Genomic DNA, 21,910 nt, shown 5'->3' with positions numbered 1-21,910 from the left:
ATAATTCCAACTCTTCAATCTTGAATCCGGAATCTTAAATCTTCAATTTACTGCCTACTGCGTGGTTACCGGCGGAGCTTTAACTTTAAGGGCTCTCGGCAACACTGTTATTTTTAGCAGGCCCGTGTCGCAGACAAAATCCTCCCCGTCAAGATGGTAAGCTGTTCCCTTGAGGCAGTGCAACTCAAAGATCTGCGCCTTGAAGTAACTTACCAGTTCAGGGTGAGAAGCCAGCCTGCCGTTGAATAGATCCGGCAGAGTTAAAATAGTTTTTAAAAAACCTTTCTTTTTTACTACGGCAAGATCCAGCAGGCCGTCGTCCAGATAGGCGTCCGGGGCGATCTGCGCCCCGCCGCCGAACTGGCGCCCGTTCATGACTGCGGCCAGAAGGGGCTCAAATTTCATCCACTTCGAATTGAAAGCCGCGGCCATAGGAACCGGGCGGTATTTAAAAAACTGAAGCGCCCCGTGATAGATGTAGGGCAGAATGCCGCGCCCGCCCTTGCGGGCGTTAAAATCCCGGGCTATTTCCGCGTCAAGGCCGACGCCGGCGGAGCATAAAAACAGTTCACCGTTGGCAAGCCCCGCGTCTATCGCGCGCACATGCCAGTCAAGCAGGCCGCGCACGCAAGCGCCGGCATCCAGCGGAATGTAAAGGTTGCGGGCCAGGCCATTGCCGGAACCGCAGGGAATTATGCCAAGAGTCTGGCTATGGCCCACAAGCGCCGAGGCCGTTTCCCTTATGGTACCGTCGCCTCCAACGGCCACCACATCGCTAAAACCCTGCGTAACTGCTTTAGCCGCCAGTTCGCGCGCATGCGATCTCTTAGTGGTAAACTCAATTTCGTAGCGCATTTTTCTGGCGGAAAATACGCCATTTATTAGTTTGACGATATTTTTGCGCTTATGGCCCGCATTAGGATTGATGATAAAGAAATAGGACATAAGTAAAAAAGTTCCGGCACGAAAGTTTTATTCTATAATATTTGTGGTATATTAAAGTGATACTTGAGGCTGATAGCTGAAGTAGCAAATAGTAAATAGCGAATGGCAAATAGCAGGGTTCTTCCGGTTGCCACTATTTACTATCTTACTATTCGCTATTTGCTTGTACCTGCTCCACCTGCACAGGCACCCTACTGGAGATACATGATGAAAACGTTAATATTCACTGTTCTGTCGGCCATGTGTGCAAACCTTTCAGCCGCGGACAACGCCATAGGCCCGCGGCAGGCCAGTGTCACCGCCGCGGACGCCCCCTCCAAGCCCGGGGGTGAGCAGGTCGGTGTCACCGGCGGGGTAATAGGCTGTATCTATAACGCGGGCCGCAATGCCGAATTGATGAAAGCCGGTCCGGCTTCTTTGTGGCAGCCGGTAAAAAAAGCTATGCCGATAGCTGAAGGCGACCGGATAAAAACCGGCCCCCGCGGGAATTGCGAGATCTTGATCAAGGACGGGACATTTATAAAAGTGGACGAGCGCTCGGAGCTTACAGCCAGCGAACTGAAACTGGACGCCGCCGGCCGTAAATATTCCTTTGCATTCCTGGCCGGCAAGGCCATGTGGCTGGCCGCCAAATTCAAGTCCGATCTGGCTTCAAAGATTGAAGTGCGCACTCCATCAGCCGTCTGCGCGGTGCGCGGCACGGCTTTTTCGGTGGCGCTTTCGTCGCAAAACACGTCCGTGGGGCTTTTTGAGGGGGTTCTGGCGGTAACGGCTGGCGCGGAAAACAAGGAAATAGCCCAGGGCAGCGAGGCTGATGTTTCAGGCGGTTCTCTGGCGGTTCAGCCGCATCTGTCGCGTCTTATGGAGGGTGAAAGAAAAACCTACAACAAGCTGAAAAATCGTGTGGAAGACCTTAGAAAAAAACTGGCCAAGAGGGAAGATTTTATCGACTCTTTTCTGGCTGAGCAGGATAAAAAGGTTTCGGATTACAAAAAGAGACAAGCGGAAAAACTCAAACAACGCGGCAAATAGTATGTACAACAGGGGCTAGCGGATAGAGGCTGGAGATTTAGGGGCGGAATCCCTTATAACCCTATACTCTGGCCGCTAGCCCCTGCCGTTATTTAAACGCGGCGTCAAGTTCGTAAGCGGATGTTTTCCCCACCGACAAGGGGCGCTTTGAATTTTTTATCAGCAATTGCGAAAGATCAGCCGCCCCTCCTTTGCGCATGCCCACATCGACAGAGGCGGCCCCGTCAGAGTAGTTTCTCAGCCAGCAATCTCTTACCGTAGGAATATTGCGCAAACCTTTTATAAATTCGCTCAGGTCGTTTAGCGAAGCCAAATTCGAGAGGTTAAGTCGCACCATTGACTTTTCCCTGAGGGCCTTAAGCACCTTTTCCAGCAGGCCGTCGGCTGACTTTTTCGCCGCGTTAATAATGGCGGCGCGCGAAGCGGCGGAGTCGTTCAGATCTATGCCGCCTGCTGTTTCCTGGGCGGTTGCCATTGTTTCGTCGGAAGCGGGTTTTACCGCGTTCACTGAAAGCGACGCGCGATAGGAAACAAAGCCGCCAAGCCCCTCGCGGGTGTTGAAATCCGAGCGGGCGGAACCTTTTATAAGGATGTCAGCCTTGTTTTTCTCCCCGGTCATAAATCCCGCGTCGGTAAAACGGTCTTTCAGCTCAAGTTCGGCGTAATTGGAAGGCTGCTCCCTGCCGTCAACGGCTTCCTTTATATCAAAACCGATTACTGGGTTGCCGAGTTTTTGCGGCTCGGTTTCAAGTTTGCGAAGCTTCGCCGAAAGATCTTCTTTCCGCACATGGGCGCGTATTCTGGTTTTATAAAAATCCCCGTCGCGCCAATCCTTGAGAACTTCGTATTTTTCTATGTAGCCCTCGGTCTGTGAGGTTATATTCTCATCTATCAGCACGGACTTCGAGACCAGGGCGTCCTGCGAGACGTATATTCCCACCACCAGGCCCAGGGCATTGCGCATGGCGTCGTGGAGCGCCGCTTTTTTTGCACCTTCGGAGTCCCCGTTAAGCACAGGGGACATACCTTCTGCTTCCACCGTCTCCGTTTCATAGGCGGGGTTCAGCCCCGATCTTTTAACGGCGGAGGAACAGCCGAAGGCGGCAATAAGGAGCACTCCCAAAAGGACGCGCTGGCAGCTTTTCATTTTTTGGTCTTTTTCCCGGAGACCTATTCGACTATCTTAATTCCTGCGTCTTTGAGCGCCTTCTTGGAAAGCCTGAGCACGATAACGCAGCCGTCATCGCTGGTCCACTCGGAACGTACTACCTGGGCGCCTTTTATGACAGCGTCAATTTTGGTGGCGAGCACGGAATCGGTCTCGATCGCTTTTTCAACGGTAACGCCGCCTTCCAGGCTCACGCCCTTTACGAAGGAAAGCATGTTATACTGTCCGTTTACGATGGCGGCGTTCCTTGAAGTGGCCATCTTCTGGGTTTTGTTCTCCAAAGTCTGATCCGCCGCGCCGATGCCGCGGGCAAAAATATAATTTTTAGTAATGCCTTCTTCCACCCACTCTCTTTCAATTGCGCCCGAACTGGAAACGGTGCCCTTAGGGGCAGAGGAGCATCCAACGGCCATAACCGACACGAATGCCAGGAACAGTGCTTTTTTCATGGAACCTCCTGAGGAATCTTCATTTTTATTCTATAAACAATAGCCCGCGCTGTCAATTTCCCGTTTTGCCGGGCAAAGCGGGAAAGCCATATGCCGTACGCCAGAAGCCCTAAGTTCTATAAGGAACACCTTAAAGCTTATGGCATATGGCCTAAAGCTGATGGCGGTCTTTATGGCGCGGCTGGAACAGCCGCATCGCGGTCAGTTGATCAAGAAAAAATCGGAGTTGTTTTTGTTTTCTTCCGGCGGGGGTTTTTTAGGCTGGGGCTTGGCTTTAGGCGCGGGATGTACGGTTTTCCGGGCCGGTTCCGGTTCTTTGTAATTCACTTTCCGTTTGTAAGCCGAGTTTACATAACCGTTGAATTTGTATGACAACGCCACTTGTGAAGTGTTAAAAACCGCGTTCCCGAGCGACAGGGCGAAATCAAACGCCAAGTCATCATAATGAACGCCAAGGCCCAAGGTAAGGCCCTTGTTGTCCTCAAGCGCCTTGTAACCAAGGCGCGCTTTGAAAATTTTCTCAAAATTATATTCCAGGCCGAGGCGCAGACTTTTTTTAGGTTCGGCGAGATAGGAGTCGTACTCCACCGAAACAAGGGCGGACTGGTCCAGTATAGTGGGACGCTGCAAGGCAAGCCCCAGCCGCAAAATAGACGGCAGCTTCTCCGTCTCGCTTGCGTATTTTATTCCGCCGCCGTAATTGGCAAGCCCCGCCCCGAAAGTGAGCCCGATATTCTGTTCCATCACCAGCCAGCCGGCGTCAAAAGCCAGCGCGGAAGCGGAATAATGCTGAAGCATATCGGAACTTATGAATTTGACGGACATGCCCGCATATTGCTCGATTTTGGCCTTATAGCCTTCCAGATTCACATCCCCCGAATAAACTTTCTCGCCATAGCTTAAGGCAATCACGCTGTCCGTTTGGGCGTTAAGGTTTTTTGACGACAATGATCCGTCACCGTTCATGGTGGTCCAGTTAAAACGGCCCGCGTCGGAAAAAATCGCGGAAACAGCCATGGCCGGCTTTGCAATGCCTGCCAGCCCCAAAAAGGGCATAGGCATGCCGATGGCCACATATTCAAGTTTTGCGTCATCAAACCCTGAAAGATACATGGCCGAGGCCTCGGGCACATAAAGCTGGGCCAGACCCGCCGGATTATAATTCACGGCGTAAATATCGTCCGCTACCGCCACAAAACTGCCGCCCATACCCATTGCCCTGGGACTGATATCGGTTTTAAGGACCTGCATGGCCGTAGAACCGGAACCGCCGGCAAAAACAGGGGTTAGGGTAGAGGGCAGAGGGGATAGGGTAAGGGCAAACAGAAATGCCGGGACAAAAGCATGCTTTCTGTTATGTATTAAAGTATTCATAAAATTCGCTCTCAACCCTCTACCCTATCCCCTCACCCCTATACCCTGCCGTTATCTTACCACCGCTACTTTGACTATCTTATCAAGGCCTGGGCCCGTCACCGTGATGAAATAAATTCCGCTGGCCACTTTTCCTCCGCCGCTGTTGGTCCCGTCCCAGTTCACTGTTCCCGTGCCGGTGCCGGCGGTGCAGGCCTTCTGGTTGCCCGGACAAAGGATTTTAACAAGCGTCCCGCTCTGGGTGTACACCTTTATGGATATAGAGCCCGCCGACTGCACATCGAATTTTATAGTAGGGCAGGATGGAGAACACTTATCATTATCACAATGACATGGATCGCCCGGCTTCAAAATATTGTTATAGGCGAGCGCGGCGGATTTATTGGTCGTGAGGTTTATAGCGTCGGAAACTCCGAGCGAAACCACGCTGCCAAGGCGGTTTCGGCCGAAAACCTCAAGATATACGGTCCCGACCCCTGGATAGCGGTTCGCAAAACCGCTCAACAGATGCACCGTACCGTGTATCTTATTGTCGGAATAATCAGTAACGGGATGAGACAGGCGCATGTAAACACCGGTTAAGTCCGCATAGGCTTTTGTAAGTTCCAGAGGCTGGTAATTATGATCGCGGAGTTGCGCGTATTCAAAAACAGTTTCGGCGGAGGCGGCGCCGGCGACAGAAGAAGCCGGATTCATGGCGGCGTTGAAGCTTGCGTTCGGGGTGGCAAAATCTATGATATCGCCGTCAAAAACCCGTGTTATGCTTGCTTCTGAACTGCCTTGCGGCGTGTAATCAAGGGTAAGGGTATATGAGCTGAATGAGACCGTGTTGGAATTGCCGGAAAAGTCATTCGGCGCCGCGGTAACCATAAGGTAATAACGGCCCGGATAGTTGTCCGGCGGGGAAATAGTATATTGAAGCGTAACGCTCGCAGACTCTGTCTGGCAATTGCCGTCCATGAGGCAGCCGCCGCCGCCGGACGGGTTATATATGGCAGGCACCTTTTCCACCACATAGTTGCGATTAGCGTCAAAGAGATACAGGGCGAAGGCCGAATATAGCCCGTAAGTCTGATTGGTAGACGGAAGATAAAGTTTTGCCGTAAAAGTTCCCTGCTTGAGCGGTAATGAGTAATAATCCACATCGCCCACCGGATAAATCGTGCCTGTAATAACGGAGACGCTGCTGATATCGGTGGCCCATTCCGGGCCGTTATTGGGTTCGTTGGCATCTCCCCCCGCCGCCGGCCCGGTGGAAATCATGTGTTCTCCGAAAGCTTGCTTTATCGAACTGAGGTAATTTGGGCCGGAGGCGCAGTTGGACTGTTCCAAACGCTGACAGACCATTTCCATGGCGTCCATAAAATTGGCGAAGTTATCGGGAAAATAAAACAGAGCGTCAAAAATAAAGACATCCGCCCGCGGCAGGCCGGCAAAAGTGGTGCCCGCAGCGAAAGTGCCGAGAGAGTGCGGCCCTCCATCGCGCAATGAGTAAAGCGCCTGCGAAAGTATAAGGCTGTCGTCGTGAACTTCACCGGACCAGTCACCAGGCATTTTTTTTAAGCCGCCGACGCCGGAAAGGTCCCTGGCCGTGCCTTCGCCCGCTCCGATAAAATTACCGAGGATCGAAATGTCTTTTCCCTCCGCCTTAAAGGAAGCAAGAGAAAAATAGTCGGCCATGGCTTCGGAAATAGCGCCAAACTCGCCGAAATTTATTATGGGGTAAATCTGATTTACCGCTTTGTGCGTGTATTCGTGCCTTATTATGGTTCCATCCAAAGCGAAAGAGCGGAATTTACCGTCCACGTCCATTGGCCCGTCGCCTATAAGTATATTATCGTGCTCAAAATCATAATATGCGTTCTGCATGCCGCCATCCACCGCTATATTATCGGCCTCCCCATGCGCGTGAACCATAACCGGCACCCTGCCGCTTAGATCGGCGGGCTTGGGGCTGCCCGGATAAAAGTTAATCGGGTCAAAATAGGCGTGCATCTTATTCAGATGATAAAACGCGTTAACTTCCGCAAGCGAATTTGAAGCGCCGCCCCAGTCAAGACTTGCGTCAAGCGATGTCACTTTCGTCATAGTGGACGATATCGCTACCGAGTGGGTGGACCACTCAATAGAGCCGGTGGAGTTATCGGAAGCAGCGGGGGCGTTGGTGAGAACCAGATAAGATGATATGTCAACGATAAAATTACTGGAAGCGCCGGAAGGGTCGGCTTGTACGTCAAGCTCATAAGAAGGGCTTTCCACGGAAGCGCCGTAAAAGCCGGTTGTCCTTTTTCCTATGTAGCTGGCTACCGGGCCGGCGGGGTCCTTAATGTTTAGTTCGGTTCCGTCCATTATCGTCCCGCCAATATCAAGCTCTCCCATATGGAAAGGCTGCCCGGCGGCCGCGCTGAAATGCGGCATGACTTTCGCAAAAGCCTCCGAGGCGGTCCATTCGGTAGCCGGTATTGTTACAGTATAGGGAGAAAGGTTATGAACAGGCGTGGCATAAGTGCGCCACAGTCCTCCGCCATTGTCAAAGTGGGCGCTCGGGCCCCGAAAATTAATTACTGAAAAATAGGGGCCTTTGAGTGAAGCAAAAACCTTCCCGCTCAGGGTCGTGGAATAGGCGCCGTTCCCGTCCGTGGTCACGGGATGGGAGTAGTCTCCCACCCAGACATACTGGTCCCGGATCGGTTGAATGGAAAGCGGGGCCCACAAGGATTCCATCGGGGGATTGTTCAGGTCGCTGTTGCCGTTTGGAATGGGTGAGATATCGTAAACCGTTCCTCTGACTGTGCCGCTGGCGCTGGTGAGATAGCGCAAATCGTCATACTTAAAGAGCACCTTGCCGGTTGCGGCATCCACATAATACACCCATGAACCCCTCCCTCTGGAAAGGATTTTCCAGGCAAGTTTTAAGACGCCGTCCGTCTCATCGGGGAAAATTACCAGCGAGGTCTTTTTTACTTTCAGGGCGTAACCCATATCTGCCACGGCGGCGGAAGCGGCATAATCGGGCGAGACCAGCGGCACAAGCGATAAATTTATGTCCGGTTCGAATTTTGCCTGATAGCCGCTGACCGCCCCGTCCTTGTCTATGTGAAGCCTGACATAGGAAAACTCTACCGGGATGCCGTTATAAAATTGCTGATAGTTAAGATGAGTCGCTCCCAGGAAATCCTTTTTATAGGCCAGGCGCAATTGGGAAAAATTCACATTCAGCAGGGCTGCATTATCCGTGAGGAAGGCCGCGGCGGCCTCTTCAGGCGACCCGCTATAAAGGAGAGTGCGGCCGCCGATTATAGCCTCGGGCAGGGCCGTGCGCGGATTATAACGCACCCGCCAGCCGTTCCCTTGTTTAAGCGAAAATTTTCTGAAGGCTTCCATGGTGGAAAAAGACGGCGATTTTCTGAGCGGACGGATAGAATCTGAAAGCGGAGAGAATTTTTGGGCCCGCGCCCGCCACGCGGCTGCGGCGGGAGTGCCCCCCGGGGCTGATGCCGCCGCGGCGCACAGGGCCAGCGGAAGAAGGAGAGTGAAAAATATTGTTTTTTTCATCATAAGGTGATTTCCGCGTCCTACTTCTTTGAAAACCGCCTCAGTATCTGCAGGGCCGCCTCAAGCTTTACGGAGGCATTTTCATCGGCCAGCGCGGCGCCGAGCAAAGGCTTGGCTTCCTGCGGATTAAAATTTTCAAGCGCCCTGACCGCTGAAATTTTCACTTCAGGGTTCCGGGCTTCCAAAGCCCGCGAAACCGTTTCCAGTTCCGGCTTTCCGGCTGCGCCGCCGGCCTGCCCGTCCATGGCGTTACCGGCGGACGGGGAGATGAGTGCGGGCAGTATGGCCAGCTTTAGTTTAATGTCGCCTGTCTCGGAATTTATCTCCGCAAGTTTAGCGGATACTTTTTTATCTTTTATTCCGGCGAGCGCGACGATCGCCTTATATTTAACCGTGGGGTTATCGTCATCGGCAAGAGCCATAAGCGCTTCCGTCGCGGATTTCCGTTCAGGAATACAGGCTATGGCGTCAAGCACGGCGGTTTTTACCATTAGAGAGGTTTCCTTCCCCAGCAGTTCTTTAAGTTTCGGCAAGGCTGCCGCGCTGCAAATTTTTGAAAACACGGTGGCGCTCTGGTAGCGGATGGCCTCGTTTTCCGAGCTCAGGGCGTCAATAAACTGCGTCATTTCCTCGTCGTAGCCCAGACGGGAAAGTTCTCTTGCCGCCACGTCGCGCACGGCGCCGAAAACGTCGTTTTTCAGGCTAAAAAGCAAGTCTCCCGCTTTCTCGCCTTTCATGCGCACTACGGCTTCTATGGCGTGTTCCCGGATCTTGTTCTGGAAAATGGTTTTAAGCTCTATCATGGGTGAATGATCCACTGGTTCCTTGGCGGGAACATCGTTGATAATCGCGTAGACAATTTTCATCCCGGCCGGGCTGTCAAGCTTCCAAAGAGCTTCCGCCGCGGTTATGCGCACATGTTTGTCCGGGTCGTTAAGCAGCTTCGTAAGTATTCCCACGGCGGCTTTATTCCCGGCATTGCCCAGCACCCCCGCCGCCATAGCCCGTATATCAGAATCTTTATCTTTTATGTCGGCAATCACCGTTTCAAGAGCCTTTGTGCCCAATTCCTTGTCGGAATAGACTTGCGCCCCAAAAGCAATGGGAGGCCATAACAATAAAAAAACGGCGAACACTGGGTTCATATCTATATTTTCCCTTTTTCCTCTTGCGTTATTGTTGACATTTGGTTACAAAAAGGTTACAGGCAGCAGTCGGATTCAAGATTCACTATTCCGGATTCAAGATTCAAAATCCGAGGTTAAAATTTATCTCCCCTTTAGTCCTTAATCTTAAATCCGGAATCTCGAATTTTCAATTTTCCATAAATCTGTGCCCCCTAGAGGATTCGAACCTCTAACCTACTGCTCCGAAGGCAGTCGCTCTATCCAGTTGAGCTAAGGGGGCCTTTGTCGCATCCGCCTTAGGCGGACGGATTACCGTCGGGCTTTATAAGGTGGCGCCCGGTGCTCCACGAGGGGAACTAAGTTCCCCTTCGTCGTTCGCTTTGCCGCCTTTGGCGGCCCGCTCACTGAACCCCTTCTATAAGGTTCCCGCGCTCACTAACGAAGGTAATCGCGCGGGCTTATCGCATCCGCCTTAGGCGGACGGATTACCGCCGGGCTTTATAAGGTGGCGCCCGGTGCTCCACGAGGGCAAACAAGGAGATGTGTCTATTCCTTGTGAAAGCGCTCGCTTTATTATAGAATTTATAGCAACGCTTCCAAAATTGAACCTGATTGCGCAAGGAGCTTTATATGGGCGGACATTCCCACTGGGCTGGAATAAAACACAAAAAAGCTATTACTGATGCCAAAAAAGGCAAGGTCTTTACAAAGATAATAAAAGAAATCACCATCGCCGCCAGGATGGGCGGCGGCAAGGTTGATGAAAATCCCCGTTTGCGCAAAGCTATAGAAGACGGGAAGGCGGCAAACATGCCTTCCACCAACGTACAAAGAGCCATCGACCGCGGCACAGGCAAGGAGCCCGGAGTAATCTATGAAGAGATCACCTACGAGGGTTACGGCCCGGGCGGTATAGCCATCCTGATAAACACGACCACCGACAATAAAAACCGCGCCGCCAGTGAAATCCGTAAGATTTTGGATGTGCACGGCGGCAATATGGGTTCCTCCGGCTGCGTGTCCTGGATGTTCGAGCAAAAGGGTTACATAGCCGTAAAAAAAACAGACGCCAAGGAAGACGAGCTGATGACTCTGGCCCTTGAAATAGGCGCCGATGACTTCCGTTCCCCCGCCGATTCCGACGAATTTGAAATAATAACCTCCCCCGCGGAGTTTGAAAACGTAAGGGCCAAACTGCAGGAAAGGAAAGTGCCGGTGGTCTCGGCCGAAATCACCATGCTGCCCAAGAACGAAATTAATGTCGGCGAAGACAAAGCCGCCCAGATAGTCCGCCTTATGGACGCTCTTGAAGACCATGACGATGTTCAGACGGTCTATTCAAACTTCAACATACCCGACTCTATATTGGCAAAACTTGAGCAGTAAAGCGCCCTTTACCTGTCGCCGGTGACCTCTTACAAATGAAAATCTTAGGCATTGACCCCGGGCTTGACAGAACGGGCTGGGCTGTCCTTGAGAAAGGCGGACCTGGTGCGGCGGCGCGAGTGCTTGCAAGCGGTCTTATCCACACGTCCAAAAGCCTTGCGCTTGAAAAACGCCTGAGCGCTATTTATGACTCTCTTGCTTCGGTGATAACCGAAAATACGCCGCAAGCCGCGGCTATAGAAGAGGTTTTCTTCTCAAAGCGCGCGGACACGCAGGCAAATACCACCCATGCCAGAGGAGTAATTTTACTCGCCTGTGAAAAAAAATCCCTGCCCATAAGCGCTTACAATCCGCGGGAAATAAAAAAAACCGTAAGCGGCAGTGGCAGCGCCGACAAAGCCCAGATGCAAAAAATAGTGCAGCTTATTCTTGGTTTAAAGGAAATTCCAAAACCGGACGATGTGGCCGACGCCATGGCGGCCGCGCTTTGCCACCTGCGGCTGTCCCCGGTGCGGCTGGCTCTTGAAAAAGCCCGGATGGCTGTAGGAACGAAGGGAGCGAATAGTAAATAGCGAATGCCTAATCTTGAACCCGGAACCTTGAATTTTATAAAGAGGTATTCTTGATATGTTCGCCTACCTGAAAGGCCGCGTGCTTTCAAAAACCGCACAAAGCGCGGTAATTGAAACCTGCGGTGTGGGTTATGAGGTTTTTTTCTGCGAAACTTCCCTTGAGGCGCTGGCGCAGTCCGCCCAGGCGGAAGTTTTCATAGCGGAATCGATCAGTATGTACGGCGGCATCGCCCTTTACGGTTTTTTGAGCGCGGAAGAAAAAGCCCTTTTTGAGCTTTTCCGCGACGCGGTACCCGCCACCGGGGCGAAAAAAGCCCTTGAATACCTGAATAAGGCCCTCAGGTCGCTGCCGGACTTTAAAAAAGCGGTAATCAAGAACGACCTTAAGCTGCTAATTACTATTTTTGGGTTTACCGCAAAAACAGCCGAAAAAATATCCGCCGCCCTTAAGGACAAAATCCAGGGACTTTCCATCTCCGGTCCGGAAAAGATAAAGGGAGGCGCCTATTCGGCCGACGGAGCGTATATGCAGGTGCTAAGCGCCCTTTCCGCGCTGGGATTCAGGCCCGGCGAGGCCCGCGACGCGCTGGAGGAGGCGGCCGCTTCCGCGCCTGAAGAGACGGAAAACATAGAAACCATTTTAAAAAGAGCGCTAAAGATCCTTTCGCCGAAGTAGTATAAAGAAAGGGGATAGAGGCTAGAGGAGAGCGGTTCAGGGAAGGAGTTCCTTATTCTTAATTGCCCTAGCCGCCGGCCCCTAACCTCTGCCGTTGAACTATGCAAAAAGAAGACAATCCGCTTTCACCCAAAACCGCTCCCGGAGAAACCGCGCGTTTTGATTCGGCGCTGCGCCCGCTTACGCTCAAAGAGTTTATAGGCCAGAAGAAACTCAAGGAAAATCTGGATATTTCCATAAGGGCCGCTAAAAACCGCGGTGAGGCGCTTGACCACTGTCTTTTTTATTCCCCCCCGGGCCTTGGCAAAACCACGCTTTCGCATATACTCGCCCGTGAAATGGGGGTAAACATAAAAGTAACCTCCGGCCCCGTGCTTTCAAAACCCGGAGATCTGGCCGCCATGCTTACCACTGAGCTCGCTGAAGGCGATATCCTTTTTATCGACGAAATACACCGCCTTAACGCCGCAGTGGAAGAAGCCCTCTACCCCGTAATGGAGGATTTCATTTTCTTTATAAGCACAGGCAAAGGCCCCGGAGCTACTACCCTTAAACTCGCCGTGCCGCGCTTTACTCTGGTGGGCGCTACGACCAGAAGCGGATTGCTCACCGGCCCTTTACGGGACCGTTTCGGACTTTCATTTAATCTGGGCTTTTACGGAGAAACTGAAATTGAAGCCATTCTTGAGCGGTCGGCCGCCATACTTAACACTTCCGCCTCACCGCAGGGCCTGAAACTTATAGCCGCCCGCTCGCGCGGCACGCCGCGCATAGCCAACCGCCTGCTTAAAAGGGTTCGCGATTTCGCCGAAGTGAAAGGCACGGGCGTTATCACTCCGGAGATCACGGAAGCCGCCATGGCTTCGCTGGAGATAGACTCGGAGGGGCTTGACAATCTGGACCGCCGCCTCCTTACGACCATAGCGGAAAAATTTGAAGGCGGGCCGGTGGGGATAGAAACGCTGGCCGTTTCCATTTCCGAAGAGCAGGACACGCTCACGGATGTAATAGAGCCTTTTCTTATGCAGAGCGGATTTTTAAAGAGGACGACAAGAGGCAGAGTTCTTACCGCCAAAGCCGCCAGACATTTGGGCCTTAAACTTCCGCGGCAGCAGGAACTGTTATAAAATGCTGCGACTTGCCGCCTCCCTCGTTTTCGCCTTTTGCGTATCAGTCAACGCCTCGGATGGAGCGCAGGGCGACAGCGGGCCCAGAATAAGAGTCGCCATAGTCCGTGATTCCCCCCCGATTAAACTTAAAACTTCGGTAAAAACCTACGTGCAGGAGGTAAAAACCGGACAAAAATATCTCCTGCTCGCAAACGCCTACTATGAAATACGAAGTTTTGGCACCCAATCCCTTTCGGTGGCTAATCAGAAGCTCTCTTCTCCAATAAGGCTGTTGGCGGCGGATGGTTCCGAAAAAATACGCCTCGGCGGAAACATTTACAAAGGGGATATGCTGATCAAGGTGGCTTCAAACGGCAGGCTTGATATCATAGAAGAACTCCCGCTTGAAGACTATCTTTACGGAGTTCTGCCGTCGGAAATGAGCCCCTCCTGGCCGCTTGAGGCGCTGAAAGCGCAGGCTGTGGCTTCGCGCAGCTACGCCGCGAAGAACATAAATCCGGCCAAAGATTTTGATATCACCTCCGGAGCCGACATGCAGGTATACAACGGAACGAAAGGCGTAAATTCAAGGATACTTGAGGCCGTTAACTCCACGCGCGGAGAGGTGCTGAAATACAAGGGCAAAATAATAACCGCTTTTTTTCACTCCTGCTGCGGCGGACGCACCGCCAGCGCAAAAGCGTACTGGGGTGAGGAAGTCGTGAAGCCACTTGAAGGGGTGAGCGATCCTTATTGTTCCCTCGCCGCGCATTATCAGTGGAGCTTCCATGTGCCATACGAAGACCTGCTCACTTTTGTGCAAAACAGCGGATCGACCGCGTTAAAGATTAAAGCCATCAAGGTATATAAAAAGGACCGTTCCGGGAGAGCTCTCAGCCTGCTTTTTCACACGGATCAGGGGGACTTCCAGCTGCCCGCCGGTGAATTCAGGAAAAATTTCGGCAGCAATTCTTTTAGAAGCACATATATCACCCGTATTAAAGAGGACAAAAGCGGATATGAATTTTACGGGCGCGGCTGGGGGCATGGCGTGGGACTCTGTCAGGAAGGCGCGAAAGAAATGGCCGCGCGCGGAAAGAGTTATAAAAAAATTCTCAGGCATTATTACCCCGGCGCTTCCATAACCGATTATGACAACTGACCCCGCCAAACGCTTGCTCCGCTCTTTTGGTTCGGATGCTATCGCTTATGGACATAATTCCGGTAATACCCCGTCGCTTTGCCCCAAAAGGGCGGGGCCTTCGGCAAATAAGCAGGCGGTTAGGGCAACCTCCGCGTCTTTGCACGAATTTTCTTCCCTGGAAATAGAGCCGCTTATAGCCCCAAAACCGGCCGAGCCGGCGGACTCCTCGCGCCTGCTGGTACTTAACCGCGCTTCCGCCTCTATGAGCCACCTTGTTTTCCGTGAGCTGCCCTCGCTGCTGGGGCCCAATGATCTGCTGGTCTTAAACAGAAGCCGCGTCTGGAAAGCGAAACTGCCGGCGGAAAAGCCCACGGGAGGAAAAACCGATCTGCTTCTTATTGCTCCGCAGCGTCCGGATATGACCATTTGGACGGCGCTTGCAAGGAAAATAAAAGCGGGGCAGCGCCTTGTATGCGGCGCGGGTGTCAATGCCGTCTGCGCCGGGCTTAACCCGGACGGCAGTTGGACCTTTGAATTTTCCAGCCCGGTTAACGAAGCCTATCTGACGGAACATGGACAGGTTCCCCTTCCCCAGTATATTTTAAAAGCCAGAAAAAGAAAAAGTTGCGGCAACGCCGAGTTTGCGGCTGACGAAGCGCGCTACCAGACGGTATTTGCCGACGCCCCCGGCTCAATAGCCGCGCCCACGGCCGGTTTTCATTTTACTCCCGCGGTATTCGCGGCGCTTGAGGCCCGGGGCGCGCGCGTCGCGTTCGTCACACTTCACATAGGCTGGGGAACTTTCAGGCCGGTGCGCTGCAAAAACCCGGCCGATCATGTTATGCTTGAGGAAACCTGTTTTCTGGACTCCGGGACGGCTTCAATGATAAACGCCCACAAAAAATCCGGAGGGCGCGTTATAGCCGTGGGCACCTCCTCCATGCGCACTCTTGAAACTTTCGCGGGGACGGACGGCCGGCTTATCCACGGTGAAAGGCGCGCCGGGCTTTTCATACGCCCCGGTTATAAGTTCAAAGTAGCGGGCGCGTTCATAACCAATTTGCATGTGCCTGATTCTGCGCCGCTTTATATGACCGCGGCTTTTGCGGGGCGTGAGCCGCTTTTTAAAGCCTATACGGAAGCCGTAAGGGAAAAATACAGGTTTTATTCTTACGGCGATTCAATGCTTATTTTATAGTAAATAGCGAATAGTGAGAAAATGAACCGGGCAGTATCCCAGAAGAGATTATTAAATTTCGAGTAGAAGGTGGGTTTTTATGGCTGTTACTATTCGCTATTCACTTTCTTACTATTTGCTTATTACCAAGGGGTCAGCTTAAATGCCATATTTTGAGGTTTTGCACAAAGACAAAGACACCCAAGCCAGGGCGGCGGCACTTAAAACCGCGAGCGGCGTAATTCACACCCCGGTTTTCATGCCGGTAGCCACCCAGGGCACCGTGAAGGCGCTTTCACAGGATGATCTGAAGGCCATAGGAACAGAATGCATACTTTCAAATACCTACCACCTCTACCTTAGACCCGGGCTTGAAACCCTGAAAACTTTTGGAGGTCTGCACGGTTTCATGAACCATCGCGGGCCCATTCTTACCGACTCGGGAGGCTTCCAGGTTTACAGTCTGAGCCGCCTCCGCAAGATCACCGATTCAGGCGTGCATTTTTCCTCCCATATAGACGGCAGTCCGCATTTCTTTACTCCCGAGAGAGTGATAGACTATCAGGAGGCCATAGGCTCCGATATCTGGACCTGCCTGGATGTCTGCGTAAAGAACCCCGCCACAAGAGCCGAGGCCGTGGACGCGCTTGAAAAAACCACCCGTTGGGCCGAGAGGGCCAAAAAGCATTTCGCGGAAAAAGTGAAAGCGTACCCTCACGCCAAACGGCCCCTTCTTTTCGGGATAATACAAGGCTCCATCTATCCGGACCTCAGGGCCACGGCGGCAAGACATATAGCGGAGCTGGGGGTGGACGGCTTTGCCGTCGGAGGCCTTGCGGTCGGAGAGACAAAACGCCAGATGATGGAATCTCTTGCCGCCGTGATGGAGGTTCTCCCAAAAGACAAGCCTGTTTACTTCATGGGCCTCGGCTCCCCGGAAGATCTATGGGAAGCCGTAAGCCTGGGCGTGGACATGTTTGACTGCGTTCTGCCGACCAGAAACGCCCGCAACGGCCAGGCCCTGACTTCAAAAGGAAAACTTTACATAAAAAACGCGCCATATCGGAGGGACGATTCCCCCCTTGACCCAGCCTGTGATTGTGAAACCTGCCGCAATTATTCCAAGGCCTATCTTTCGCACCTTTATAAGGCCAAAGAGCTGCTGGTCTCCCGGCTTATATCCATACACAACCTGCGGTTCCTGATTAACCAGACCAAGGCCATGCGCTCGGCCGTAGAGTGCGGAGACTTCCGAAAACATAAAAAAATATTCATGGACAGCTATTTGGCCCCATAAAATAGCGGCAAACTTCAAGATTCAGGATTTAAGACGGCAAAAATTTGTTAAAATAATAAAAGAATTATAGTTTCTACGGAGGACAAGATGAACCCGAGCCCCGCTTTCATGCAATTCATACCGTTGGCAGCCATAATGCTTATTTTTTATTTCCTGTTGATCCGTCCCCAGCAGAAGCAGATGAAGGAAATGAAAAAGATGCTTGAAGCCTTAAAGGTCGGCGACAAGGTACTTACCAACGGAGGCATAATAGGCACCATCAGCGCTGTACGCGAGCACGAGTTGGAAATTGAAATAGCAAAAGGGGTAAAAATAACCCATGTGCGTTCGCATATCCACTCAGTTTTAAACGAGACAAAATAAGAGGTATAAAATGACCAAACTTCATTGGAAAATGGGTTTAATCCTTGGACTTTTAGTGCTTTCCATTTACCTGTTATATCCCACCGTTGAATGGTACACAAAAACCAACGATGAACGGGGCAAACTTGAACTCGCGCGCATGCGCCCCAAGAAAATTTTAACATTGGGACTGGACCTTCGGGGCGGCACGCACATGCTGCTTGAGCTGGAAGCTGATAAGCTTAATAAGAAAGAAACATTAAACGACGCCATGTCCCGCGCGATAGAAATTATCCGCAACCGCATTGACCAGTACGGCGTGGGAGAAACCCCCATTTCAAGGCAGGGTGACCGCTGGATAGCGGTGGATCTCCCCGGAGTTTCAAACGCCCAGGAGGCCGAGAATCTTATAGGCAAAACCGCGCTGCTTGAATTCCATCTGGAAAATTCCGGCGAAGGCGCGCAGGCGGCAATCGCGAAAGCGGAATCGCTTGACGGTTCCCCTTTTGACAAAGACGGTAATCTGGTCCCGGAAGTCGCAAAACTCATGCCCAAGGGCACCGGCCTTTATAAGGCGGCCGACAACGGCGAGGAAGGCGGCTCACGGGTCAAGTATTACGTGCTTGACACGACTGTGCCGGTTACCGGCGCCTATCTGGAAAACGCCAGGGTGGAAACGGACCGCCAGTTCGGCTACCCGAACATTAACTTTACCTTTAATAAGGAAGGCGGCAAGCTTTTTGATACTTTCACCGGCGCGAACGTCGGCAAGAACCTGGCCATAGTGCTTGACGGTGTGGTACACTCGGCCCCCGTGATAAAAAGCAGGATTTCCGGAGGCAGCGGGGTGATAGAGGGCACTTTCACTCTGGAAGAAGCCCGCAATCTGGCAATAGTCCTGCGCGCCGGCGCGCTGCCCGCCCCCGTGAAAATCATTGAAAAACGCGTGGTAGGCCCGGGGCTTGGCGAAGACTCGATACGCAAGGGCCTTGGCTCCTCCGTTATCGGTTTTCTGCTTGTGGTGGTATTCATGCTGTTTTATTACAAAGGCGGCGGCTTCATAGCGGATGTGGCCCTGGTTCTCAACTTCGTTATTCTGCTTGCGGCCTTGAGCTATTTTTCGGCCACTCTTACCCTGCCGGGAATAGCCGGTATGATATTGTCGCTTGCTATGGCCATAGACGCCAATGTGCTTATACTTGAGCGCATGCGCGAAGAAATGCATCTCTCAAAACCGGTGGCAATGGTCATTCCCACGGGCTACGACAAGGCCTGGAGCGCCATCCTTGACTCCAACATGACCACCTGGATCGCAGCCGTATTCCTGTTCCAGTTCGGTTCGGGACCCGTGAAAGGTTTTGCCGTGACGCTGACCATCGGCCTGCTGATCGGTATGTTCACCTCCGTGTTCGTTACCAGGGCCTTTTACGAATTTTGGCTCACCTCAAATCCAAAGGAGCTCAGTATATGATAGAACTGCTTCCAAAGACACATATTGATTTCGTAAAAAAACGCTTCATTTTCTTTACTATTTCCGGAATAGTAACGCTTGCCGGCATTATCTCGCTGTCCGTAAAGGGCCTTGACCTCGGCCTTGATTTTACCGGCGGTACTCTGGTGCAGGTGAAGTTCGAGAAGCCTGTGGACATATCCGCGATACGGACCGCGCTTAAGGGCGCAGGCATTGAAGCCGGCATACAGACCTACTCCGAAACCAATTCCTTCGCTTTGAAGGTCAAAGGCACCCAGGAAAATGTAAATGAAACCGCCGACAAGATGACCGCGGCGCTTAAAACGATACAGGGCGATTCCTTCACCGAGGAAAAACGGGATTATGTGGGGCCTGTGGTGGGACGCGACTTAAGCAAGAAAGCGCTTTTTGCCATTATCCTGTCTATGTTCGGGATAATCGTCTATGTAGCGTTCCGCTTCTCGAACCCCGTATGGGGCACGGCGGGCGTTATAGGCATTATGCACGATGTGTTTGTGGCGATAACAGCCATGTCGCTTGCCAACCGCGAGGTTGACCTGGTGATAGTGGCGGCTTTCCTCACGATAGCCGGTTACTCCATAAACGACACCATCGTCATTTTTGACCGCATGAGGGAAAATATGAAAAAGTTCCCCAAAATGCCCATGGGCCAATTGATAAACATGAGCATTAATGAGTGCCTTTCAAGGACCATCATAACCACCCTTACGGTTTTTATAACCGTGCTGGTGCTTTTCCTCTTCGGCGGCAGCGGGATAAACAATTTCGCTTTTTGCATGCTGATAGGCACCATTACCGGCGTCTACTCGACCATATTCATCTGCTCGCCCATAGTTTACCAATGGGAGCACAGGGCGAAGTGAAGGAAGAGTGAATAGTGGAGAGTGTAGTGTGTAGAGTATTTAAGAAAGGTACGTATGGTCTCTACACTATCTACCCTACACTCTACACTGACTATGCGCAAAATCAAGAATTTTAAAATCCCCATTTACACCTACGACATACTGCGCAGGGCCCGCAAACACAGACTGGATCTGCCCTCGGCGGGGCTTGCGGATGAAGAAGCCGCCAAAGAATACATCGCGGGGCTCGCCTCATCCATTGAGCCTTCCACGGTTTTTGCCCATCTCCCGCAACAGGACTCCATAGCCGCGGGAATAAGCGGAAAGCCCGGCACGCGCATGACCGTTGGAGTGATTACGCTTGGTAAAGCTTTTGAAAGCAGGCTAGCCATTACCAGTGAAGAAACTCTGCGCCGCCTTGAGAGGATTGCTGGCGCTGTTTTTCTGGAAACCGGCTTTAATGTGGTAAAAGAGCTGCTTGGCAGTGAGACCGAGCCGGAAGGTTTTGAGCTTGAAGACCCGGTTTATATTCATTCTTCCCCCCCGCAGGAAACAGCGGCCCCCTGCGAGCCCACGTCAGTTCCTCTTTTTGAGAATGCATTGATAAAAGAGCTTTTTGAGCTGCTTGAAACCGGAAAGATCGGCGTTGTTTTTGAGTCGGGTGTTTTTAGCCCGAAATACCTGACTGTTTTCTCCATCCCCTGGATTTCCAAAAAGAAAAAGAAAGCGAAACAACAGCAGAGACTAGGGGCTGGCGGCAAGGGTACAGAAAATAAATAACTCCTGCCCTGACCCCTATCCGCTGTCCTCTCTACTCTAAAAATGTCACATATCTTTCTTATAATCTATAATTTACTTACCCCCCTGATCGCGCTGGGCTACCTTGTTTTTTTTATTTTTTCCCCCCGCAGGCGCCTGCTTAAGAACTTTTTTGCGGAACTTAAAGAAAGGCTTTCCGTGTCCCTCAACCTTCAGCCTTCAGCCGCGGACAGCGCCATGGGCCCGCGGCAGGCCAGTGTCACAGCCTTCAGCCTTCGGCCCTCCCCCATATGGGTGCACGCCGCCTCAGTAGGGGAAGTTAAAGCGTTGGTAAAACTTATCCCGGATTTGCGCGCGCTGGTTCCAAACTGTGAAATAATAATAACCGCTTCAAGCTGGTCCGGCAGAGAGGAGGCGCTTAAACTTTCCGCGAATGTCCGCCTGGCCCCGCTTGACTTCTACCCTCTCACAAGGGCTTTCATTAAAAAAACAGCTCCCCGCGCCTTGATAATCGTTGAAACCGAGATCTGGCCCAATATGCTTTTTTGCGCGGGGAAAGCGGGTGTGCCGGTATTTATGATAAACGCTCGCGTCTCCAAAAAAACGCTCGCACTTTACCGGGCATTTGCCCCGCTTACGCGGCTGATTTTTTCAGGCATAAAGCGTGTGCTGGCGCAAAGCCCGTGGGACGCGGAAAAGCTCAGTCTTCTGCCGGGACTCTACGGCAAAGTAATTGAAACAGGCAATTTAAAGCACGATTTAATAGGGGCTTCACCCTCCGGCAGCGCTGAAGTTTCAGGCTTTATCAAGGCCTCGCTCTGGGAGGGCACGCCTGTAATAACCGCCGGCAGCACCCATCCTGAAGAAGAGCACGTAATAATAGATGCCTGGCTGGAAGCTAAAAAAAAGATTCCGGCCCTTAAACTTATAATTGTGCCGCGCCATACGGAAAGGCTTGCTGAAACGGAAGCTATTGCGCGCAGCCGTTCGGTAGCGTTTGTCAGGTGGTCCGCTGGCCCCGCCCCTTTGGCCCAGGAAGCGGGCACTACCACATCACCCGGAACCGCCCATGCCGACAGATTGTTCCAAAGGGGCGGGGCGGATTGTCTGCTGGTTGACGCCATGGGCCTTCTGCAGGCCTTCTATGCCGTTTCCACGGTATGTTTTGTGGGAGGGACGCTGGACAACACCGGGGGGCACAACCTGCTTGAGCCGGCCCTGTTTTCAAAGCCGGTCCTGTTCGGGCCGAATTATAAAAACGCTAAACTCGCGGGCGCAGCCCTGCTGAAATTTAAGGGCGGTTTTATGGTGCGTGACGCCGCGGAACTGGGCGCAAGGCTCAATATGCTGCTTGGCGACCCGGCTTTCCTTAAGGATGCCGGAGAAAATTCCTTAAAATCCCTCCGCTCCCTTCAGGGAGCGACCGAAAAAACACTCGCCGCTATTTCCCCTTTCCTGAAATAA

Annotated in this window: 19 protein-coding genes and 1 tRNA gene; 13 read left to right on the top strand and 7 right to left on the bottom strand. The window is 52.2% G+C overall.

Annotated features, from left to right (window positions below; genetic code table 11):
- Window positions 1-54: 54 nt before the first annotated feature.
- Complete coding sequence (locus NTX59_11925; protein ID MCX5786385.1) at window positions 55-945, bottom strand: diacylglycerol kinase family lipid kinase; 891 nt, start codon at window positions 943-945, stop codon at window positions 55-57.
- Between the two features lie 207 nt (window positions 946-1,152).
- Between NTX59_11925 and NTX59_11920 the strand changes: the two genes are divergently transcribed.
- Complete coding sequence (locus tag NTX59_11920) at window positions 1,153-1,977, top strand: FecR family protein (GenBank protein MCX5786384.1); 825 nt, start codon at window positions 1,153-1,155, stop codon at window positions 1,975-1,977.
- An 88-nt stretch (window positions 1,978-2,065) separates the two neighbouring features.
- On the opposite strand, the gene NTX59_11915 is transcribed toward NTX59_11920, so the two are convergent.
- The 6 genes from NTX59_11915 to NTX59_11890 all read right to left on the bottom strand — a co-directional run bounded on the left by NTX59_11915 (window position 2,066) and on the right by NTX59_11890 (window position 9,930).
- Complete coding sequence (locus NTX59_11915) at window positions 2,066-3,124, bottom strand: hypothetical protein (GenBank protein MCX5786383.1); 1,059 nt, start codon at window positions 3,122-3,124, stop codon at window positions 2,066-2,068.
- 23 nt (window positions 3,125-3,147) lie between these two features.
- A complete protein-coding gene (locus NTX59_11910) occupies window positions 3,148-3,594 on the bottom strand; it encodes a hypothetical protein (GenBank protein MCX5786382.1) in 447 nt (148 codons plus the stop codon).
- A 201-nt stretch (window positions 3,595-3,795) separates the two neighbouring features.
- Window positions 3,796-4,968 (bottom strand): PorV/PorQ family protein, encoded by a 1,173-nt coding sequence (locus NTX59_11905; protein ID MCX5786381.1) that lies wholly within the window; start codon window positions 4,966-4,968, stop codon window positions 3,796-3,798.
- 51 nt (window positions 4,969-5,019) lie between these two features.
- A complete protein-coding gene (locus NTX59_11900; GenBank protein ID MCX5786380.1) occupies window positions 5,020-8,526 on the bottom strand; it encodes a PepSY domain-containing protein in 3,507 nt (1,168 codons plus the stop codon).
- A gap of 17 nt (window positions 8,527-8,543) precedes the next feature.
- Window positions 8,544-9,668 carry a HEAT repeat domain-containing protein gene (locus NTX59_11895; GenBank protein ID MCX5786379.1) on the bottom strand — a complete coding sequence of 375 codons (1,125 nt, stop codon included), beginning with the start codon at window positions 9,666-9,668 and terminating at the stop codon, window positions 8,544-8,546.
- Between the two features lie 188 nt (window positions 9,669-9,856).
- Window positions 9,857-9,930, bottom strand: a tRNA-Arg gene (locus NTX59_11890).
- Window positions 9,931-10,280: 350 nt separating this feature from the next.
- On the opposite strand from NTX59_11890, the gene NTX59_11885 reads away from it, so the two are divergent.
- From NTX59_11885 to NTX59_11830, 12 genes are all read left to right on the top strand, one after another.
- Window positions 10,281-11,036 carry a YebC/PmpR family DNA-binding transcriptional regulator gene (locus NTX59_11885; protein MCX5786378.1) on the top strand — a complete coding sequence of 252 codons (756 nt, stop codon included), beginning with the start codon at window positions 10,281-10,283 and terminating at the stop codon, window positions 11,034-11,036.
- Between the two features lie 35 nt (window positions 11,037-11,071).
- Window positions 11,072-11,608 (top strand): crossover junction endodeoxyribonuclease RuvC, encoded by a 537-nt coding sequence (gene ruvC / locus NTX59_11880; protein MCX5786377.1) that lies wholly within the window; start codon window positions 11,072-11,074, stop codon window positions 11,606-11,608.
- A 55-nt stretch (window positions 11,609-11,663) separates the two neighbouring features.
- Complete coding sequence (locus tag NTX59_11875; protein ID MCX5786376.1) at window positions 11,664-12,284, top strand: hypothetical protein; 621 nt, start codon at window positions 11,664-11,666, stop codon at window positions 12,282-12,284.
- A 101-nt stretch (window positions 12,285-12,385) separates the two neighbouring features.
- Window positions 12,386-13,411 carry a Holliday junction branch migration DNA helicase RuvB gene (gene ruvB / locus NTX59_11870; protein ID MCX5786375.1) on the top strand — a complete coding sequence of 342 codons (1,026 nt, stop codon included), beginning with the start codon at window positions 12,386-12,388 and terminating at the stop codon, window positions 13,409-13,411.
- 1 nt (window position 13,412) lies between these two features.
- Entirely contained in the window at window positions 13,413-14,555 is a 1,143-nt protein-coding gene (locus NTX59_11865) for a SpoIID/LytB domain-containing protein (protein MCX5786374.1), read from the top strand.
- The gene (queA, locus tag NTX59_11860; GenBank protein ID MCX5786373.1) at window positions 14,545-15,735 is read left to right on the top strand and encodes a tRNA preQ1(34) S-adenosylmethionine ribosyltransferase-isomerase QueA; all 1,191 of its coding nucleotides are present in this window, start codon (window positions 14,545-14,547) and stop codon (window positions 15,733-15,735) included. Before NTX59_11865 ends, queA begins: the two co-directional genes overlap by 11 nt.
- 142 nt (window positions 15,736-15,877) lie before the next feature.
- Complete coding sequence (tgt, locus tag NTX59_11855) at window positions 15,878-17,011, top strand: tRNA guanosine(34) transglycosylase Tgt (protein ID MCX5786372.1); 1,134 nt, start codon at window positions 15,878-15,880, stop codon at window positions 17,009-17,011.
- Window positions 17,012-17,098: 87 nt separating this feature from the next.
- Window positions 17,099-17,374: a preprotein translocase subunit YajC gene (gene yajC / locus NTX59_11850; protein ID MCX5786371.1), complete on the top strand. Its 276-nt coding sequence runs from the start codon at window positions 17,099-17,101 to the stop codon at window positions 17,372-17,374.
- A 10-nt stretch (window positions 17,375-17,384) separates the two neighbouring features.
- Window positions 17,385-18,824 (top strand): protein translocase subunit SecD, encoded by a 1,440-nt coding sequence (gene secD, locus NTX59_11845; GenBank protein ID MCX5786370.1) that lies wholly within the window; start codon window positions 17,385-17,387, stop codon window positions 18,822-18,824.
- Complete coding sequence (gene secF / locus NTX59_11840) at window positions 18,821-19,708, top strand: protein translocase subunit SecF (GenBank protein ID MCX5786369.1); 888 nt, start codon at window positions 18,821-18,823, stop codon at window positions 19,706-19,708. Before secD ends, secF begins: the two co-directional genes overlap by 4 nt.
- A 93-nt stretch (window positions 19,709-19,801) precedes the next feature.
- Window positions 19,802-20,467, top strand: a complete 666-nt coding sequence (locus tag NTX59_11835; GenBank protein MCX5786368.1) for a hypothetical protein — start codon at window positions 19,802-19,804, stop codon at window positions 20,465-20,467.
- Between the two features lie 42 nt (window positions 20,468-20,509).
- A complete protein-coding gene (locus NTX59_11830; GenBank protein ID MCX5786367.1) occupies window positions 20,510-21,910 on the top strand; it encodes a hypothetical protein in 1,401 nt (466 codons plus the stop codon).

Source organism: Elusimicrobiota bacterium (genome assembly GCA_026388155.1).
In the GTDB taxonomy this organism is placed as follows: Bacteria; Elusimicrobiota; Elusimicrobia; order Elusimicrobiales; family UBA9959; genus UBA9634.
Note: the sequence above shows the minus strand (reverse complement) of the source record. Positions and strands in the feature narration are given on the sequence as shown.

Coding starts and splice junctions, on each gene's coding strand:
- NTX59_11925 (MCX5786385.1), bottom strand. CDS start 945: ATGTCCTATTTCTTTATCATCAATCCTAATGCGGGCCATAAGCGCAAA.
- NTX59_11920 (MCX5786384.1), top strand. CDS start 1,153: ATGAAAACGTTAATATTCACTGTTCTGTCGGCCATGTGTGCAAACCTT.
- NTX59_11915 (MCX5786383.1), bottom strand. CDS start 3,124: ATGAAAAGCTGCCAGCGCGTCCTTTTGGGAGTGCTCCTTATTGCCGCC.
- NTX59_11910 (MCX5786382.1), bottom strand. CDS start 3,594: ATGAAAAAAGCACTGTTCCTGGCATTCGTGTCGGTTATGGCCGTTGGA.
- NTX59_11905 (MCX5786381.1), bottom strand. CDS start 4,968: ATGAATACTTTAATACATAACAGAAAGCATGCTTTTGTCCCGGCATTT.
- NTX59_11900 (MCX5786380.1), bottom strand. CDS start 8,526: ATGATGAAAAAAACAATATTTTTCACTCTCCTTCTTCCGCTGGCCCTG.
- NTX59_11895 (MCX5786379.1), bottom strand. CDS start 9,668: ATGAACCCAGTGTTCGCCGTTTTTTTATTGTTATGGCCTCCCATTGCT.
- NTX59_11885 (MCX5786378.1), top strand. CDS start 10,281: ATGGGCGGACATTCCCACTGGGCTGGAATAAAACACAAAAAAGCTATT.
- ruvC (MCX5786377.1), top strand. CDS start 11,072: ATGAAAATCTTAGGCATTGACCCCGGGCTTGACAGAACGGGCTGGGCT.
- NTX59_11875 (MCX5786376.1), top strand. CDS start 11,664: ATGTTCGCCTACCTGAAAGGCCGCGTGCTTTCAAAAACCGCACAAAGC.
- ruvB (MCX5786375.1), top strand. CDS start 12,386: ATGCAAAAAGAAGACAATCCGCTTTCACCCAAAACCGCTCCCGGAGAA.
- NTX59_11865 (MCX5786374.1), top strand. CDS start 13,413: ATGCTGCGACTTGCCGCCTCCCTCGTTTTCGCCTTTTGCGTATCAGTC.
- queA (MCX5786373.1), top strand. CDS start 14,545: ATGACAACTGACCCCGCCAAACGCTTGCTCCGCTCTTTTGGTTCGGAT.
- tgt (MCX5786372.1), top strand. CDS start 15,878: ATGCCATATTTTGAGGTTTTGCACAAAGACAAAGACACCCAAGCCAGG.
- yajC (MCX5786371.1), top strand. CDS start 17,099: ATGAACCCGAGCCCCGCTTTCATGCAATTCATACCGTTGGCAGCCATA.
- secD (MCX5786370.1), top strand. CDS start 17,385: ATGACCAAACTTCATTGGAAAATGGGTTTAATCCTTGGACTTTTAGTG.
- secF (MCX5786369.1), top strand. CDS start 18,821: ATGATAGAACTGCTTCCAAAGACACATATTGATTTCGTAAAAAAACGC.
- NTX59_11835 (MCX5786368.1), top strand. CDS start 19,802: ATGCGCAAAATCAAGAATTTTAAAATCCCCATTTACACCTACGACATA.
- NTX59_11830 (MCX5786367.1), top strand. CDS start 20,510: ATGTCACATATCTTTCTTATAATCTATAATTTACTTACCCCCCTGATC.